Genomic DNA, 15591 nt, shown 5'->3' on the forward strand with positions numbered 1-15591 from the left:
AGGTCTTCCCTATTTCAACTACCCCGGAGCGTTACCAACGTCCGTGGTCAATACAGCTAGGCCGCTTGACGATGGATGCACGCCTCGTGGGTGTGAGTCCATCCCGTCCACTGTAGTTGTCTTTCTCCGGTGATGCGTAGCCGAGGGTGTCGTCGGTGACCTTGGTTACGCTCACTCAACCCGCCGCCGAGCTGGCGACGACCGGTGGTATCTGGCCTTCATTCGGGCCATGGAGGCATGATTTTCGTTCTGGAAGCGTGTTTGCGGGCTCTGCGCTTGATGGGAACTGTTTAAAGGTGTTGGCTTGAGAGGTGTATATGCATCTAGTGGGAGGAGAAACGTGAGCGACGCCGGAGCGGCTAAGACCGCAGCCGTGGAGAAAATGGGCTTCAAGGATGGAGACCTGATCCAAGAGCTGGGTTATGACGACGACGTTGACGACGGTCTCCGTGACACGTTGGAAGAAGTTACCGGCCACGCATTGCTGGCCGAGGACGAGCATGAAGTCGTCGACGGCGTCCTCCTGTGGTGGCGCGAAGGCGAGGGCGACCTTGTGGACGATCTCGTCGACTCGCTGACCACCCTGGACGAAGGAGGCGTCATCTGGTTGATGACTCCCAAATCCGGACGCGATGGCTTTGTCGGTGTGCCCGAAATTCAGGAAGCCGCCCCGACTGCCGGGTTGCATGTCACCAGCAGTGAAGGTGTTTCCGAGGACTGGACGGCGACCAGGCTCGTGGGGCGTCGAAAGAACTAGTGACGACTGACCCCGGAACTCACCCACTGGTGGGTTCATTGATCCCTGCTGTGAGCCTACCGAATCAGTTCGGTGAACCGGTGTCCCTGGAGGGCATTGGCGCCGCACGGGCTTTTGTGGTGTTCTACCCGTTTGCCTTCTCCCGGGTCTGCACGGGCGAACTGGCTGCCCTGGAACGGATGCGTCCGACACTAGAGGCCTCAGGGGTTTCACTGCACGGGATCTCCGTGGACCATAAGCACGCCTTGCGGGCCTATGCGACCGAGCAGGGCATCGGGTTCGACCTGCTGGCTGATTTCTGGCCCCATGGCGAGGTAGCTCGGGCCTTCGGCTGCTTCGATGAGGACCACGGCCGGGCCCTGCGCTCGACGTTCCTGCTCGCCGGCGGGGAAGTAGTGGACCATTTCAGCAGCGGTATCGGCGAACCGCGAAGCGGTCAGGATTACCTCGACGCGGTCGCCCGGCTGAGTCCCTGATGAGCTCCTGAAGCGGTCCCCGGGGCCCGAGTTGGTGGCGGAGCCGTTTACCGGTAAGCTCGATCCCCGCAAGGGCCTTTAGCTCAGCTGGTAGAGCGTCACGTTTACACCGTGAATGTCATCGGTTCGATCCCGGTAGGGCCCACGCTTCTAATCCCCGTCTTTCCCGCGGCACAACCGCGAGGAAGGTGGGGATTTTTGTCATTCCCACGCGAGTACTTCGGGGTAGGCCCGAGGGGGCACGATACTGCCCCGTGGGTCCCGCGTCAGCTACCAGGATCTAGGCTGTCCTGTATGCAGACCCGACTACCCTCCGACTGGACACCCTGGCGTCAGAAGTCCCCACTGGAGGGAAGACGGCCCACCAAGGCGGAGGTGGCCCACGCAGTGGACTCGGGGCAGGGCCGGGAAGACGTCCTGCCCTATCCGAGCGACCGGCTATCGGCCGAGCTGCTCCGATTGCTGATCGTGGGGATCAACCCCAGCCCGTGGACGGCAGCAGTGAATGCCCCTTTCGCCCGGCCCGGAAATCGTTTCTGGACTTCGCTGGCCTTGGCGGGAGTCATCGATCGAAAAGTTGATGCTTCGCGGGGACTCGCCGCGACTGACGAACGGATGCTGGCGGAGCGGGGCCTCGGAATCACCAACATGGTCTCGCGCACTTCGGCACGGGCCGACGAACTCACGACCGAAGAACTGTGGACCGGTGGTGCCCAGCTCGTGGAGCGGGTGCGCACTCTGCAGCCTCGAGCGGTCGGTGTGTTGGGGGTGACGGCGTTCCGTGTGGCGTTCAGGCAACCTCGAGCGAAGCTGGGGCTGCAAACCGACGCCCGGCCACCAGGTTGGCCTGAGGAGGTGCAGTTGTGGGTGCTCCCCAATCCCAGCGGACTCAATGCCCACGAAACAGCCGGATCGCTCGCGCAGAAGTGGGAAGAGGTCTGGCACGCCAGTGCCTGAGCGGGGGACCCGGCCCGCCGTGGAAGGGATGACTCCGCCCGTCCGGGCAGCAGCTACTCCGCGGAGGGCCGACGGCGCTGGGCTTTGACGTCCGATCGCTGTTTCTTTGCGGCCCGATGTCGGCGTTTGGAACCCCGTGTTGGTTTTGTCGGACGCCGCTGGGGTCCCGCCGTGGCCAGGCCCTCGCGGATGAGCTGGGCCAGCTTCTCCACAGCGGTCTCGCGGTTTCGACGCTGCGAGCGTTGCTCGGAGGACGTGACGGTGATGGCTCCCGCGACCAGCCGGGAACCCAGGCGGTCCAACAGCAATTCACGCTGTTCTTCGTTAACCGTGGTCGAATCCTCGATGTTCCAGAACAGTTCCACGCGGCTGTCCGTCTTGTTGACGTGTTGCCCGCCGGGTCCCGAGGCGCGTGAGAAACGCCAGCCGAGCTCCGAGGCCGGGATCGTCAGAGCCGGCGATACGTGAACATCCATGAATCAAGCGTCCCACGAAGCAGTGTCCCCGGGAGTCCCGCCGTCGTACTGGCCCCTGCTGGTGGGACGCCGGAACCTCCTGCGGAGCCGCCGGGTGAGGCGAAGCCAGGGCAGATCGTGGGGCCAATGCAGGAACACCGTATGGAATCCGCGTCGCAAGCGCAGGGCTGCCGCGCCATCATGGAAGGGGCGCATCGAGATGCCGGTGCGCAGGGTCGGCACGAAACGGAGCACATGAGCGACGCCCAAATGGAATGAGAGATCGAAATCATCGTGGACCAACCAGCGGTCGGTATGGAGGTGATTTCGGACCTCGTGCCATGCCCGGCGTCTGAAGGCCATATTGGAGCCGAAGAGCGGCACATGCCCCAGGGCCAAAGAAGAGAGTGCAAAATAGGGCAGGAGGTAGGCCAACAGCGCTGGTCGGCGGAGGGCCGAAGGTCCGTCATTGAAGTGGGCTGGACCAGTGATCGCGTCGACGCTGGCATCGGCGTGGAAGGACCTGAGGATCGTGGCGATCCAATCCGGAGCCGGCACCGAATCGGCGTCCAACCGGGCCAGGATGTCCCCACGTGCCCGGTTATAGCCGGCAGCACTGGCGACACCGATCCCGGGGCGGGGCTCGAAGAGAACCTCTGCCCCGTTCCGCCGGGCCACCCCCGCACTATCGTCGCTGGAGCCGTTGTCCACGACGATGATTTCCAGGGGGGCCATCTGCTGCCGGGCCAGTGCCTCCAGGCAATGCAGCAATTTCCGGGCGTCGTCCTTGACCGGGATCACCACACTGACCGTTGACCGGCTCATGGGAGCTCCGATGGGCCATGCTGCGCGGCAGCCTGCGCGGCGGAGCCCGACGGGACGGCGGACTCCCGGGGATCAGCCGTCAGGTAGGGAAGCAGGAATCCTCCGATCAGCGCCCCCGACCCATCGGCCGCCAGATCGCCCATGGTGTCCTGGTATCCGACGTGCACCTCCGGGTCGATGAGGGTGTGTCCGGCCCATTCCAACAGCTCCCAGACGGCTCCGGTGGCCAAACCGAGAAGGACGGTAGCCAGGACGAGTGCACCGGGACGCTGGGTGGTCGGTGGCAGGATGCCTGCCCGTTGGGCGATCACCACGGACAGGACGGCAATCATCCCGCCCAGGACGGCGTGCATGAACTTATCCCACCCCGGCAGGAGCACATACAGGTCGAAGACATTGCTCCAGGCGGCTGCCAGCGAGGCGATGCCGACACAGAGGTCCAGGCTGCCGCGTAGTCCCAGCGCACGGGGGATCAAGGTCGCCAGCACGGCCAGCAGGAAGACAGCTATCTGGATCCACCCCCACCCCACGCCGGCGACCACGACGCTGATGAGCATGGCGGCCCGCACGAGATCGGCCACGAGCACCACCCGGTTCACGGCAGGCCGGAAGAGGGCCTGCTTCATCGTTTCGATGACTGGCCTCCTTCGGGTTTGGCCGAAAGGTTCGGGCCGAGGTTCAGCACTGCCTGCACCGGTTCATGGTCCGAAGCGGCCGCGCCGCCAAGGCGAAGCGCATTCACGCCCGCCGACTCGACCTCCAGATCGGGGGAGACGAGGATCCAGTCCAATCGGGGGCCGTCGGCAGTGGGGCTCCGATACCTGGAGAACGTCGAACAATCGGCGCCGACCCTTCGCGTCGACACGTCCATAGCATCGGACAGAACGAGGTTGTCGACCAGCTCACGGTGGGCCGGCGAGCCGGCCGTGGCATTGAAATCGCCCATCATGATCACTGGGCCGCAAAGCCCTGCCACGACCCGGCGCAGGAGTTGGGCCGAGGCGATGCGCGACGGCGCGGAAAACGGATCCAGATGGGTGACCAGGGCGTGGAACCTCAGGCCGGTCTCTAGATCGTTGAACTGGCACTGGACCACGAAACGGGGTAGCTGGTTGCCGAAGGAGCGTGAGCCGGGCCGTTCGGGTTGGGCCGAAAGCCACCAGTATCGGGAGTCGAGGAGACGGAGTCGACGCCGATCGTAGTGCAGCTCGCAGCGTTCCCCGCGGCCACCGGTGGAACGACCGGTACCTACGTGTGCATACCCGTTGCCGAGCAGGTTGCGAATTTCCCGCGAGGGGCCGGGCAACACTTCCTGCAAGGCCAGCAAGCTGGGCTGCTCGGCGGCCAACAGACGTTGCAGGAGCGGGCGCCGCCGTGCCCAACGATCTGCGGCCGGGAACCAAAAACGGGGCATTTGTCGCCGGACGTTCAACGTCATGACATGCAGCAGAGGAGCCGGCGTCGGGCCGATCAGCGGGGGCGGCGAGGAGTGGGCGGGGAATGACCGCAGAACGCTGTTTCCCTCGCCCGCCCTGCTGCCCATGCCGTCACGTTATCAGCAGGCCAACGGACAACGCAGGAAACTGGCACAAACCCAAACACTTGTATTTGATCCTACAAATCGCAGGGGTTGTTCTCCGGAGGGTGTTCCGGCGGGATCCTCCAGTGTGGCTTCATCGGCTTTCCGCCGACGGGCGGGCGAACTAGACTGGGAATCAGTCACGGAGCCGTGTCCGGCACCGTAGTGTGCCGGGGCACCAGCTCGTCTTGTTTCCAATGGATGGAGTCCTGATGAAGGCACAAATCGGCGTCACCGGCCTAGCGGTCATGGGCGCGAACCTCGCTCGCAATTTCGCCCGCAACGGCTACACGGTGGCCCTGCACAACCGCTCGATCGAGAAGACCGACGCCTTGCTGAAGGAACACGGTGATGAGGGCGACTTCATCCGCACCGACACCATGGAGGAGCTCGTCGAGTCGCTGGAGACCCCGCGCCGCGTACTGCTCATGGTCAAGGCCGGCGCCCCCGTCGACTCGGTGATCGACAAGCTCGTTCCGCTGCTCGAACCCGGTGACATCGTCATCGACGGCGGCAACTCGAACTTCCAGGACACCCGCCGCCGCGAGGCAGCCCTGGCGAAGAAAGACCTGCACTTCGTGGGCATCGGCGTCTCCGGCGGTGAAGAAGGCGCCCTGTTGGGCCCCTCCATCATGCCCGGTGGTTCCGAGGAGTCCTATCAGGCGCTGGGTCCGATGCTCGAAAAGATCTCGGCCCATGTCGACGGCGATCCGTGCTGCGCCTGGATCGGCACCGACGGCGCCGGCCACTTCGTGAAGATGGTCCACAACGGCATCGAATACGCGGATATGCAGGTCATCGGTGAGGCCTTCGACCTGCTGCGCTCCGGCGCCGGCATCGAACCAGCGGATCAGGCCAAGATCTTCAAGGAATGGAACGAAGGTAACCTGGCTTCCTTCCTCATCGAAATCACCGCAGAGGTGCTGGCCCACCAGGACGCCAAGACCGGCAAGCCGCTCGTGGATGTCATCGTCGACTCCGCGGGGCAGAAGGGCACCGGCCGCTGGACCGTACAGTCAGCCCTGGACCTGGGGTCGCCCACCTCTGCCATCGCCGAATCTGTCTTCGCCCGCGGCCTGTCCTCCCAACGTGACCAGCGCGCCATCGCCCAGGAAGTGCTGGCCGGGCACGAACAGGACGTCACCCTCGGGGACGACTTCGTTGAGGACGTCCGCCAGGCGCTCTTCGCCTCCAAGCTCGTCTCCTACGCCCAGGGCCTGGACATGCTCACCGCAGCAGCCACCGAATACGACTGGGATCTGAAGCTCGACGAAATCGCCTCGCTCTGGCGCGGTGGCTGCATCATCCGTGCCGAACTGCTGGCCGACATCATGAAGGCCTACGCCTCGGACGATCAGCCGGCCAACCTGCTCTTCGCGCCGGCCTTCTCGGAGGCCATTGCCGGCGCCGTCCCGGCCTGGCGACGCGTGGTCTCGAAGGCTGTTGCCCTCGGGATCCCGGTTCCGGTGTTCTCCTCCTCGCTGGCCTACTACGACGGCCTGCGCCGCAAGCGCCTTCCGGCAGCGCTGACCCAGGGGCTGCGCGACCTCTTCGGCGCCCACACGTACAACCGGATGGACGCGGAAGGGACCTTCCACACCCAGTGGAGTGGGGACAAGACCGAGATCGAAGCCGTCTCGACGCACTAACACCAACACCCGACGGAGTACAGGCCGATCTGTTCCGTCTCAGGGCGCGACGAGGGAACCGTTCCCGGTTTCACCGTCGTGCCCTGTTCTGCTGGTGGCCCCCGGGCATAGTCTGAGGACATGGATTACAGATTCCTCGGAGCCTCGGGGCTCAAAATCACCGAAATCACCTACGGCAACTGGCTCACCCACGGATCCCAGGTCGAGAACGACGTCGCCACCCAATGCGTCCAGGCGGCCCTCGACGCAGGCATCACCACCTTCGACACTGCGGACGCCTACGCCAACGGCGCCGCCGAGAAGGTGCTCGGTGACGCGTTGCAGGACCAGCGGCGCGAATCGCTGGAGATCTTCACCAAGGTCTACTGGCCGGTCGGACCCAAGGGGCCCAACGACGTCGGACTGTCCCGCAAGCACATCATGGAGGGCATCAACGGTTCACTGAGCCGGTTGGGCATGGACTACGTCGACCTGTACCAGGCGCACCGCTACGACCACCAGACGCCGTTGGAGGAGACCATCCAGGCGTTCGCCGACGTCGTCCGTGCGGGCAAGGCCCTCTACGTCGGGGTGTCCGAATGGTCCGCTGGCCAATTGCGCGAGGGGCAGCGCCTTGCGAAGGAGGCCGGGTTCTCACTGGTGTCCAACCAACCGCAGTACTCTGCGCTGTGGCGGGTCATCGAGGACGAGGTTGTCCCGGCATCGAAGGAACTGGGCATGTCCCAGGTCGTCTGGTCGCCCATGGCCCAGGGCGTCCTCTCGGGCAAGTACCGCCCCGGCCAGCCGGCACCGGAAGGCAGCCGTGCCACCGATGAGAAGGGTGGGAAGAACACCATCTCGGGCTTCATGAGCGAGGAGGTCCTCACCCGGGTGCAACAGCTGCGTCCTATCGCCGATGAACTGGGCCTGAAGATGTCCCAGCTGGCCATCGCGTGGGTGCTGCAGAACAAGAACGTGGCCACCGCGCTGGTCGGCGCCTCACGGCCCGAACAGGTCGCAGAGAACGTGAAGGCCTCCGGCGTCCGGATCCCCGCCGAACTCATGGCCAGGATCGATGAGGTGCTTGGCGATTCCGTCGAGCGTGATCCGGCCAAGACGGTCAGCCCCGAACAGCGGCCCGCTTAGCGCGGACACAGAGGAACGGTCCGCGACCGGCAGTGACAAGCTGCAGGTCCCGGACCGTTCGTCCTCGGGTGACCGGGGAAGGTCTCAGATCCACATGGCCGGGTCGATGTATTCGGCTGGATCCACGGCCGGCTGATGCTCCTGGGGTTGCCGTGGCCGGTTGGTCGCCGGGATACCGGTGATGATCGAATCGGCCGGAGCATCCTTGACCACCACGGCATTGGCGCCAATCGCCGAATCGGCGCCGATGGTGATCGGTCCCAGGACTTTCGCGCCGGCACCGATCACCACCCGGTCCCCAATGGTCGGGTGGCGCTTGACCTTCGCCAGTGACCGGCCACCGAGGGTTACTCCGTGGTAGATCATCACGTCGTCGCCGATCTCGGCGGTCTCACCGATGACGACCCCCATGCCGTGGTCGATAAAGAACCGATGGCCCAGGGTGGCCCCCGGATGGATCTCGATACCCGTGGCGAACCGGGCCACTTGGGAGATGAGGCGCGCCGGTAGTCGCAGCGCAGGATTCTGCCAGAGTCGGTGGGTCAGGCGGTGCACCCAGATGGCATGCAGGCCCGAATAGGCCAACGCGTTCTCTGCATTCCCACGTGCCGCTGGGTCATGGGCGCGGGCCCCTTCAAGGTCCTCTTGGAGGCGGGATAGGAATGTCACACGAAACCTTTGCTGGTGGTTGTCCCGGAGGTGCTGACGCTATCCGCGGATGTCGTCGTACAGCAGGGTGGAGATGTAGCGTTCGCCGAAGTCGGGGACCACGGCCACAACCAGCTTCCCGGCATTCTCCGGACGGGCAGCGACCTGCAAGGCACCCCAGATCGCGGCACCGGCGGAAATGCCTCCGAGGATGCCCTCCTTGGTTCCCAGGTCACGGGCGACGCGTACGGAGTCTTCGATCGTGGCGTCCAGAACCTCGTTGTAGACCTCGGTGTCCAGCACCTCGGGAACAAAGTTCGCGCCGAGGCCCTGGATCTTATGCGGGCCGGGGGCTCCACCGTTGAGGATGGCCGAATCCTTCGGCTCCACCGCGACGATCTGCACCTCGGGCTTCTTCTCGCGTAGCAACTGGCCGGCACCGGTGATGGTGCCGCCGGTACCAATGCCGGCGACGAGAACGTCCACGGCACCGTCCGTGTCATCCCAGATCTCCTGGCCCGTGGTGGTCCGGTGGATTTCGGGGTTGGCCTGGTTGGCGAACTGCTGGGCCCAGATGGCGTTTTCCGTATGGGCGACGATCTCCTTGGCCTTCTCCACGGCCCCGCGCATGCCCTCCGAACCGGGGGTCAGCACGATCTCGGCACCGAAGGCGCGCAGCATGACCCGGCGTTCGGTCGACATGGTTTCGGGCATCGTGAGGATCACCCGGTAACCGCGGGCGGCGCCGACCATGGCCAGGGCAATCCCGGTGTTACCCGAGGTGCCCTCCACGATGGTTCCGCCGGGTGTCAGCGCGCCGGCCTTCTCGGCGGCGTCGACGATTGCAACACCGATGCGGTCCTTGACGCTATTGGCGGGGTTGTAGAACTCGAGTTTGACCGCGACCTGCGCTGGCAGGCCCTCGGCCAACCGGTTCAGGCGGACCAGGGGAGTGCGTCCGACCAGTTCGGTCACGTCGTTATAAATCTGTGCCATCAGCGGCCTGCTTTCGGAAGGAAATGAGGGGTTTGTTGGTGTTCTAGCCTATCGAGGTGCCGAATCACGGTTTATTCGGTCAGCCACTGGGAGTAATATTTCCTCGCTTTGGCCAACTTGGGGTTGATGATGACCTGGCAGTAGCCCTCGTAGGGGTTCATGGCGTAGAAATCCTGGTGGATCGGTTCGGCTTCGTGGAAGTACGAGGCGGGGACGATCTCGGTGACGATTGGATCATCCCAATTCTCCTGGTTTCGCCGGAGGGACGCCTCAAAGAACTCCCGTTGCCGGACATCGGTGTAGAACATGGCCGAACGGTATTGGGTGCCCACATCGTAGCCCTGACGGTTCAAGGTCGTGGGGTTATGCCCGGTAAAGAACATGTCCAAGATGACGTCGGCGGGGACGACGGCGGCATCGAATGTTACGGCGACCGCCTCGGCATGGCCGGTGGTTCCGCTACAGACTTCCCGGTAGTTCGGGTTCGGGGTGTGCCCACCGATGTATCCGGAGACCACCGACGAAACGCCGATGGTCTTGCGGTAGATCGTGTCCATGCACCAGAAGCATCCGGCACCGAGGATGAAGGTGTGGACGCCATGGTCCGGTAATCCGGCGGAATCGGACGGGCCGAACTGCGTCTCTGACGTGGGGATTGCTGACTTGCTCTTCACATTCATGGTCAATGCGCGCAGAGGCTCATTCATTCCCGAAGGTCTTCGCGGTCAGGGTAACCGAGCCCATTTGACGCCCATTTGACTCGTCTCGGACTACGGTAGGAGCATGCGCAATGATCAGGACAGGACGCCGCAGGACTCCCCGGAAGGCGAGACGGACGTGACGGACAACGCCCCCGAGGTTGAAGAAGCCGTGGAGACCGTCGAGGGCGGTGCGCAGGATATGCGCGCCGTGGTGGCCCCCGAACCCCGGCCCGGAGCGACCGTGCCTACCTTGGGCGAGGTCCTGGTGGCGATCGAAGAGCTCTGGCCGGCCTCGTTGGCCGAAGACTGGGATGCCGTCGGCCTCGTCGCCGGCCGGGTCGAACGTCCGGTACGGCGCATCATCTTCGCGGTGGACCCGACCCTCGAGGTGGTCCGCGACGCCGTCGCTCGTGGAGCAGACCTGCTGATCACCCACCACCCCTTGCTGCTGCGTGGAGTGAAATCGGTGGCTGCCGACCAGTTCAAGGGCGAAGTCGTCCACGAGCTCATTGAAAACCAGTGTGCCTTGGTCACCGTTCACACCAACGGCGACTCGGCGGTGGGAGGGGTCTCAGACGTCCTCGCCGATATTCTCGGACTGACTAACGTCACCCCCTTGGTGGCGGCCTCCGAGGGCCTTCCCGAAGAAGGGCTCGGCCGGGTCGGCACCCTTCCGGACGCACTGGCCCTCTCCGATTTCGCCTCCCGAGTGTTCGGCGCACTGCCAGCTGTCGCAGGAGGTGTGCGCGTGGCCGGGGACCGTGACGGGATCGTGAGCACGGTGGCCGTCTGCGGCGGCGCCGGGGACAGCCTCTTCGACGCGGTGCGAGCCGCCCGGGCCGACGTGTTCGTCACCGCCGATCTGCGCCACCACCCGGCCTCCGAAGCACGCGAGGCCGCCGTGGAAGACCGCCCCTACCTCGTGGACATCTCCCACTTCGCCGGCGAATGGCTGTGGCTTCCGGCAGCCGCCGAAGGCCTCTACAACGTGCTGATCGACCAGAACTTCATCCTGGAGATCGGTGTCAGCTCGATCAATACCGACCCCTGGGATTTCATCCTCACCCCCGGGGACTGATCGGCGCCGGTGGGCAGTAGGCTGGGGAGCCACCGAGCACGAGGAGAATCACCGATGGCCAAGGCATCACCCGCCGACCAGCTGCTGCTGTTGGACCTGCAGGCACTGGACTCGAAGATCGTGAAGATCGACCGGGCCGTGAAGGTTCTGGCCTCCGACCCGGAGATTATCGCCGCCGGCGAAACGGTGGCCGAAGCCGAGGCCGCCCGCCGAGAAGTGGCCGAGGAATCTGCTGCCGCCCAACATGCCTTGACCGATATTGAGCATCAGACCGAGAAGGTGCAGACCCGGATCGAGAAGGATCGCGCCCAAATCGAGGCCGGCCGTGGCACCGCACGGGACATGATGGCCCTCCAACATGAGATCGACTCCTTGACGCTGAAGCGCGGAGAACTCGAGACCACCGAGCTGGAATTGATGGAAACTGCCGAGGAAGTGGCCGGCGGGCTCGAAGGGGTCACCGCCTCGGCCGACGGAACCGCGGCCCAACTAGCCCAGCTCGAACGCGCCCGAGATGAAAAGGCCGCGGAGTTGGCCGCCGAGCGTGCCACGCTGGTGACCGAGCGCACCGAACTGGCCGGACGCATCGACTCGACCCTGGTGGGAATGTATGAAAAGCGTTTGGCACAGCGCGGTATCGGTGCCGCTCGCCTCTTCCACGGCACCTCGGAAGGATCCGGCATGCAACTAGCCGCCGGTGACTTGGCTGAGATTCGTGCTGCGGCCGAGGACGACGTCGTCTCCTGCCCCGACTCGGGCGTGATCCTGGTCCGCTCACCCGAGTGGAAATAGAACAAAACACCCGCAGGCCGGTTCCGCGGGGGCGGCTGCACCATGTGGAGATATGGGTTGCTGATCTGGAGCAGGCCACCACGACGCTCGGCTGGATCTTCGAATCCCTCGGCTACGTGCGTGCCGAGGAATGGTCAGGCGGCGCGAGTTGGCAGGGTACGGGAGAGTATTTGGTCCTCGAATCAAGTCCGGATGTGGTGGGAACCGTGCATGAACGCCGGCGTCCCGGGCTGAATCATCTGGCGTTCTGTGCTGGAACCCCCGAAAATGTTGAAGCGCTTACCCGTGCCTCGGTGGAGCGGGGATTCACCCTGATGTTCGCCGACCTGCACCCACACGCGGGCGGACCCGACCACTACGCCGCCTATCTGCAGAACGCTGACGGTTTCGAAATCGAACTCGTGGCAGACGGCGAAGTCTCCAAGCGCTGATCCTGCGGCGGCGGGATTATTGGGCGGCGAAGCTATGCTCTTCGGGCAGGATGATGTTCAGCTGGTGGGCCTTTTTGGCGGTGGCGGGAACCAACTCGGCATCCCACCTTTCCTGGACGGCCTTCAGCAGGGCCTCCGGAGTGCCGGGTGGGCTTCGTCGGGCCAGGACATGGCGGGCCACCTCGCCACGGGTGTGCTTGGCGAAATGTGAGACGACCTTGCGCTGGCCCCCGCGTAGCTGGAATACCGAAACGGCCACCGTGTTCTGCGGCGGGGGAGCGAAGGCAGCGACATAGGTGCTCGAACGGCAGTCGATCACCAACTCTTGGCCAGCACGATCACCCAACACCGGGTTCAGCCGGGTCTTCCACCAGCTGGCCAGTTTTCCGATCCCCGGGAGCTTCACCGACATCGACAGCCGATAGGCGGGAATCCGGTCGGCGAAGCCCACGGCGCCCCATAAGGCGGAGACCACCACGACGGAGGCATCCGCCCTGCGTTGCTGGGCCGGGGTCAGCGTGCGGTAGCCCAAAGCCTCGAAGAGCACACCGGTGTAGACCTCGTGAGCCGGAGCAGCCGGTTCCTGGTGGAGGGCAATATTGCGGGTCACTTCCCCGGCCAGTGAGGCTCCCACACCCAAGACGCTCAGGGCATCGTCTTCGGCCGAGACCGCGGCAAGGGCCTGAAGGACTGCGGCACGATCAGCCGCGAGTTCGGGAAAACTCAGAGAATCGGCGTCGTAGGCGGGGCCCGCGGCGGCAGGCTTCTTTCCTTCGGAAGGGGGGAGCAGAATAAGCACCCATCGATCCTAGCTGCGCCCCCGGCAGCTCGGAGCACGGTAGACTGCCGGGGCGGGACGCTCGTACGGTCTTTCGTCGCGCAATCGGTCCATGGAATGTCCGGGTTCCACGGATGAGTGGGGGGTGCCATGCCCAACCGGTTGTCGTCAGGAAAACGCAGTACATGATGGTTACCTCACGAACCCGTAGAGACCCGGTCTTGGACGCCTCCAAGGGGATCTTGATCCTGCTGGTCATTTTGGGTCACTTGCTGGCCCGTTCCAACCCGGGGGACGGATTCGTCACCAAGGCGATGATTACCGGCATCTATGCCTTCCATATGCCAGCCTTCGTCTTTCTCGCCGGAATCACTTCCAAACCCCGGGGAATCCTCCAGCGCTGCACGCAGTTTTTGACCCTGTTGGTCGTTTTTCAGGTCGCTTATTTCCTGGCTCGGCGGGTGATGGGTTCCGACGCAACGTTCTCTTGGGAAAGGCCGTACTGGATTCTCTGGTTCTTGCTCTCCATGGCCGTGTGGACGGTGCTGACCCCGCTGATCGCGAAAATTCCCCGCACGAGCCTTATTCTTTCAGTCCTCATTTCGCTGGCATCCGGGACGATCGACGTGATCGACTACCCCTACAGCGCCTCCCGCACCCTGGTCTTCCTCCCGTTCTTCGTGCTCGGTTTCACCTACGGCAAACCGATCCTGGCCTATTTCTCCCAATTGAGGCTCCGAGGTCGGACAGTGGTGACAGGGGCCGCTCTGCTCATCTTTGGCTTCCTGTTGTACTGGTCGCCGAACCACAAATGGTTCTACGGGAGCAGGGGCTACGACGTCCTGGATGTTTCCGATCCCATGGGTGTCATCTATCGACTCGTGCTACAGATCTGTGCCGTGGTGCTCACCGCCGGTCTGCTGGCCCTGGTTCCCCGCGACCCCGGCCTGCTGGTCAGGTTTGGCCAGCGGAGTCTATCCATTTTCCTCCTCCATGGCTTCGCGATACTTGCCGTGGCGCGCTACGCGAAGATCATGGCGAAGGACAACAGGTACGAAGCCGTGGTGATCTACGTGATCCTCATGGCAGGAATTGCGTTGCTTGCCTCGATGCAGCCGGTCCACCAGGTGATTGGCCGCATCGGCACCCTTCTGGTGCCGCTGGTCGAAAAGATGACCCCGTCCAGATCAAGAGCTGACACTGGCCGCCCAGAGCCAGTGGATTCCGGGCCCGCCGGGCAGGCGCGCCTGGCCGAGGGACCCGACGAGAAACACGCCGAGGCCTCCGAGCGAACCCCACCCGGAGCACGGTAGACTATTCGGCGGACGGGATGGCTGGACGATCGCGTGTCGCGCAAGCGGCCCGAGGAACGTCCGGGCTCCACAGAACAGGGTGGTGGGTAACGCCCACTCGGGGTAACCCGCAGGATAGTGCCACAGAAAACAGACCGCCCGCCTCGTGCGGGTCAGGGTGAAAAGGTGGTGTAAGAGACCACCAGCGCCCCAGGTGACTGGGGCGGCTCGGTAAACCCCACCCGGAGCAAGGCCAGACAGGCTGCGTATGAGGGCTGTTCGCCCCAGTAGTCGGGTAGGCCGCGTGAGGGCATCGGCAACGGTGCTCCTAGATGGATGATCGTCACCGGCAATCGGGTAACCGCTGCCGGTACAGAACCCGGCGTACAGGCCATCCCGTCCCCTATGATCCACCACGTCCCGCCACGTTCGGCGGCCGAGCTCATTCGGGTTGGACGGGACTGCGATCGGACTCGTCATCTGGTTCCCAGTCATCGGGATGGATCTGTGGCGGGTAGTCGCCCGGCATCAGGGCCCGCTTGAGATGGTGTTGGCGACCCCCGCTGGCCAAATCCGAGTTGAGGATCCGCAACGCTTGAGCGACGTCGACCTTATTGATGGTGTCCTCCCCGGTGGTTGGCGAGGTTTAACCATAGTCGAAAGTATGTTCTAGTACATGCCGGAGCGCTCTGCTGCGCGCTTCACGACGTGATCTCTGCGCTGGCAGCCAGTGGGCCGGTGTGGGGTTCTTGGACTTCGATCTCTGCATCCAATGACAGTGGCGGTGAAACCCAACCACTAATGGTTAGCACCTGCCGATATTCGCTGCCGACCCAAATCGCCCTGAAATACTCCAACGTCCCGTTGATGGCCATCGTCTCGTCGAGAAAGACCACGCCCAGGTGGCGATGCTCGCGGGATAAATCCCCGATTCTCATAACTCCCCAGTCAGTTGTCGGTTGACGGCGACATGCCGGACCTTCCGCCAGTGTAGATGCGCAGTGCCCCTTTGTGGCCGAGATGACGGGTGGGGCCTGTACGAGACCATGGGT

Annotated in this window: 18 protein-coding genes, 1 tRNA gene and 1 other RNA gene; 11 read left to right on the forward strand and 9 right to left on the reverse strand. The window is 64.1% G+C overall.

Going from position 1 to position 15591, the window contains the following annotated elements; all coding sequences use genetic code 11:
- The first annotated feature begins 340 nt into the window (after positions 1–340).
- The 4 genes from FM101_RS08005 to FM101_RS08020 all read left to right on the forward strand — a co-directional run bounded on the left by FM101_RS08005 (position 341) and on the right by FM101_RS08020 (position 2190).
- Positions 341–757, forward strand: coding sequence for a DUF3052 domain-containing protein (locus FM101_RS08005; RefSeq protein ID WP_086998052.1), 417 nt, complete (start codon positions 341–343; stop codon positions 755–757).
- A 29-nt stretch (positions 758–786) separates the two neighbouring features.
- Positions 787–1233: a redoxin domain-containing protein gene (locus tag FM101_RS08010; protein ID WP_281255509.1), complete on the forward strand. Its 447-nt coding sequence runs from the start codon at positions 787–789 to the stop codon at positions 1231–1233.
- A gap of 72 nt (positions 1234–1305) precedes the next feature.
- Positions 1306–1378 (forward strand) — tRNA-Val (locus FM101_RS08015).
- A gap of 149 nt (positions 1379–1527) precedes the next feature.
- Positions 1528–2190, forward strand: coding sequence for a mismatch-specific DNA-glycosylase (locus tag FM101_RS08020; protein WP_086998058.1), 663 nt, complete (start codon positions 1528–1530; stop codon positions 2188–2190).
- A 53-nt stretch (positions 2191–2243) separates the two neighbouring features.
- Here FM101_RS08020 and arfB read toward each other — a convergent pair whose 3' ends face one another.
- From arfB to FM101_RS08040, 4 genes are read right to left on the reverse strand one after another with little or no spacing between them, the layout of a single operon-like run.
- Positions 2244–2666, reverse strand: coding sequence for an alternative ribosome rescue aminoacyl-tRNA hydrolase ArfB (gene arfB / locus FM101_RS08025; protein WP_086998060.1), 423 nt, complete (start codon positions 2664–2666; stop codon positions 2244–2246).
- A gap of 3 nt (positions 2667–2669) precedes the next feature.
- A complete protein-coding gene (locus FM101_RS08030; RefSeq protein ID WP_086998063.1) occupies positions 2670–3470 on the reverse strand; it encodes a glycosyltransferase family 2 protein in 801 nt (266 codons plus the stop codon).
- On the reverse strand, positions 3467–4096 hold the full coding sequence (locus FM101_RS08035; protein WP_086998066.1) for a hypothetical protein: 630 nt from the start codon (positions 4094–4096) through the stop codon (positions 3467–3469). Before FM101_RS08035 ends, FM101_RS08030 begins: the two co-directional genes overlap by 4 nt.
- Positions 4093–4908, reverse strand: a complete 816-nt coding sequence (locus FM101_RS08040) for an endonuclease/exonuclease/phosphatase family protein (RefSeq protein ID WP_179204271.1) — start codon at positions 4906–4908, stop codon at positions 4093–4095. The genes FM101_RS08035 and FM101_RS08040 overlap by 4 nt, the downstream gene beginning before the upstream one ends.
- 353 nt (positions 4909–5261) lie before the next feature.
- On the opposite strand from FM101_RS08040, the gene gndA reads away from it, so the two are divergent.
- Complete coding sequence (gene gndA, locus FM101_RS08045) at positions 5262–6698, forward strand: NADP-dependent phosphogluconate dehydrogenase (RefSeq protein WP_086998072.1); 1437 nt, start codon at positions 5262–5264, stop codon at positions 6696–6698.
- A gap of 120 nt (positions 6699–6818) precedes the next feature.
- Positions 6819–7823 carry an aldo/keto reductase family protein gene (locus FM101_RS08050; protein ID WP_086998074.1) on the forward strand — a complete coding sequence of 335 codons (1005 nt, stop codon included), beginning with the start codon at positions 6819–6821 and terminating at the stop codon, positions 7821–7823.
- Between the two features lie 84 nt (positions 7824–7907).
- Here FM101_RS08050 and epsC read toward each other — a convergent pair whose 3' ends face one another.
- The 3 genes from epsC to msrA form a co-directional block, all read right to left on the reverse strand.
- Entirely contained in the window at positions 7908–8492 is a 585-nt protein-coding gene (gene epsC / locus FM101_RS08055; RefSeq protein WP_086998077.1) for a serine O-acetyltransferase EpsC, read from the reverse strand.
- Between the two features lie 39 nt (positions 8493–8531).
- Positions 8532–9467 (reverse strand): cysteine synthase A, encoded by a 936-nt coding sequence (gene cysK / locus FM101_RS08060; RefSeq protein WP_086998080.1) that lies wholly within the window; start codon positions 9465–9467, stop codon positions 8532–8534.
- A 71-nt stretch (positions 9468–9538) separates the two neighbouring features.
- The gene (gene msrA / locus FM101_RS08065) at positions 9539–10174 is read right to left on the reverse strand and encodes a peptide-methionine (S)-S-oxide reductase MsrA (RefSeq protein WP_281255510.1); all 636 of its coding nucleotides are present in this window, start codon (positions 10172–10174) and stop codon (positions 9539–9541) included.
- Positions 10175–10367: 193 nt separating this feature from the next.
- Between msrA and FM101_RS08070 the strand changes: the two genes are divergently transcribed.
- The 3 genes from FM101_RS08070 to FM101_RS15960 are packed head-to-tail and all read left to right on the forward strand — an operon-like array spanning position 10368 to position 12469.
- Complete coding sequence (locus FM101_RS08070; RefSeq protein ID WP_086998254.1) at positions 10368–11246, forward strand: Nif3-like dinuclear metal center hexameric protein; 879 nt, start codon at positions 10368–10370, stop codon at positions 11244–11246.
- Between the two features lie 54 nt (positions 11247–11300).
- Positions 11301–12038, forward strand: coding sequence for a zinc ribbon domain-containing protein (locus FM101_RS15955; protein WP_086998086.1), 738 nt, complete (start codon positions 11301–11303; stop codon positions 12036–12038).
- On the forward strand, positions 12029–12469 hold the full coding sequence (locus FM101_RS15960; protein WP_245806653.1) for a VOC family protein: 441 nt from the start codon (positions 12029–12031) through the stop codon (positions 12467–12469). Before FM101_RS15955 ends, FM101_RS15960 begins: the two co-directional genes overlap by 10 nt.
- A 16-nt stretch (positions 12470–12485) precedes the next feature.
- On the opposite strand, the gene FM101_RS08085 is transcribed toward FM101_RS15960, so the two are convergent.
- Positions 12486–13268 carry a YaaA family protein gene (locus FM101_RS08085; protein WP_086998088.1) on the reverse strand — a complete coding sequence of 261 codons (783 nt, stop codon included), beginning with the start codon at positions 13266–13268 and terminating at the stop codon, positions 12486–12488.
- A gap of 164 nt (positions 13269–13432) precedes the next feature.
- Here FM101_RS08085 and FM101_RS08090 point away from each other — a divergent pair, with 164 nt between their 5' ends.
- Complete coding sequence (locus FM101_RS08090; RefSeq protein WP_179204272.1) at positions 13433–14560, forward strand: acyltransferase family protein; 1128 nt, start codon at positions 13433–13435, stop codon at positions 14558–14560.
- 13 nt (positions 14561–14573) lie between these two features.
- An RNA gene (rnpB, locus tag FM101_RS08095) (RNase P RNA component class A) lies at positions 14574–14942 on the forward strand.
- Between the two features lie 298 nt (positions 14943–15240).
- On the opposite strand, the gene FM101_RS08100 is transcribed toward rnpB, so the two are convergent.
- Complete coding sequence (locus tag FM101_RS08100; RefSeq protein ID WP_086998094.1) at positions 15241–15477, reverse strand: hypothetical protein; 237 nt, start codon at positions 15475–15477, stop codon at positions 15241–15243.
- Positions 15478–15591: the final 114 nt, after the last annotated feature.

Source organism: Arthrobacter rhombi, from assembly GCF_900163545.1.
Taxonomy (GTDB): Bacteria; Actinomycetota; Actinomycetes; order Actinomycetales; family Micrococcaceae; genus Arthrobacter_H; species Arthrobacter_H rhombi_A.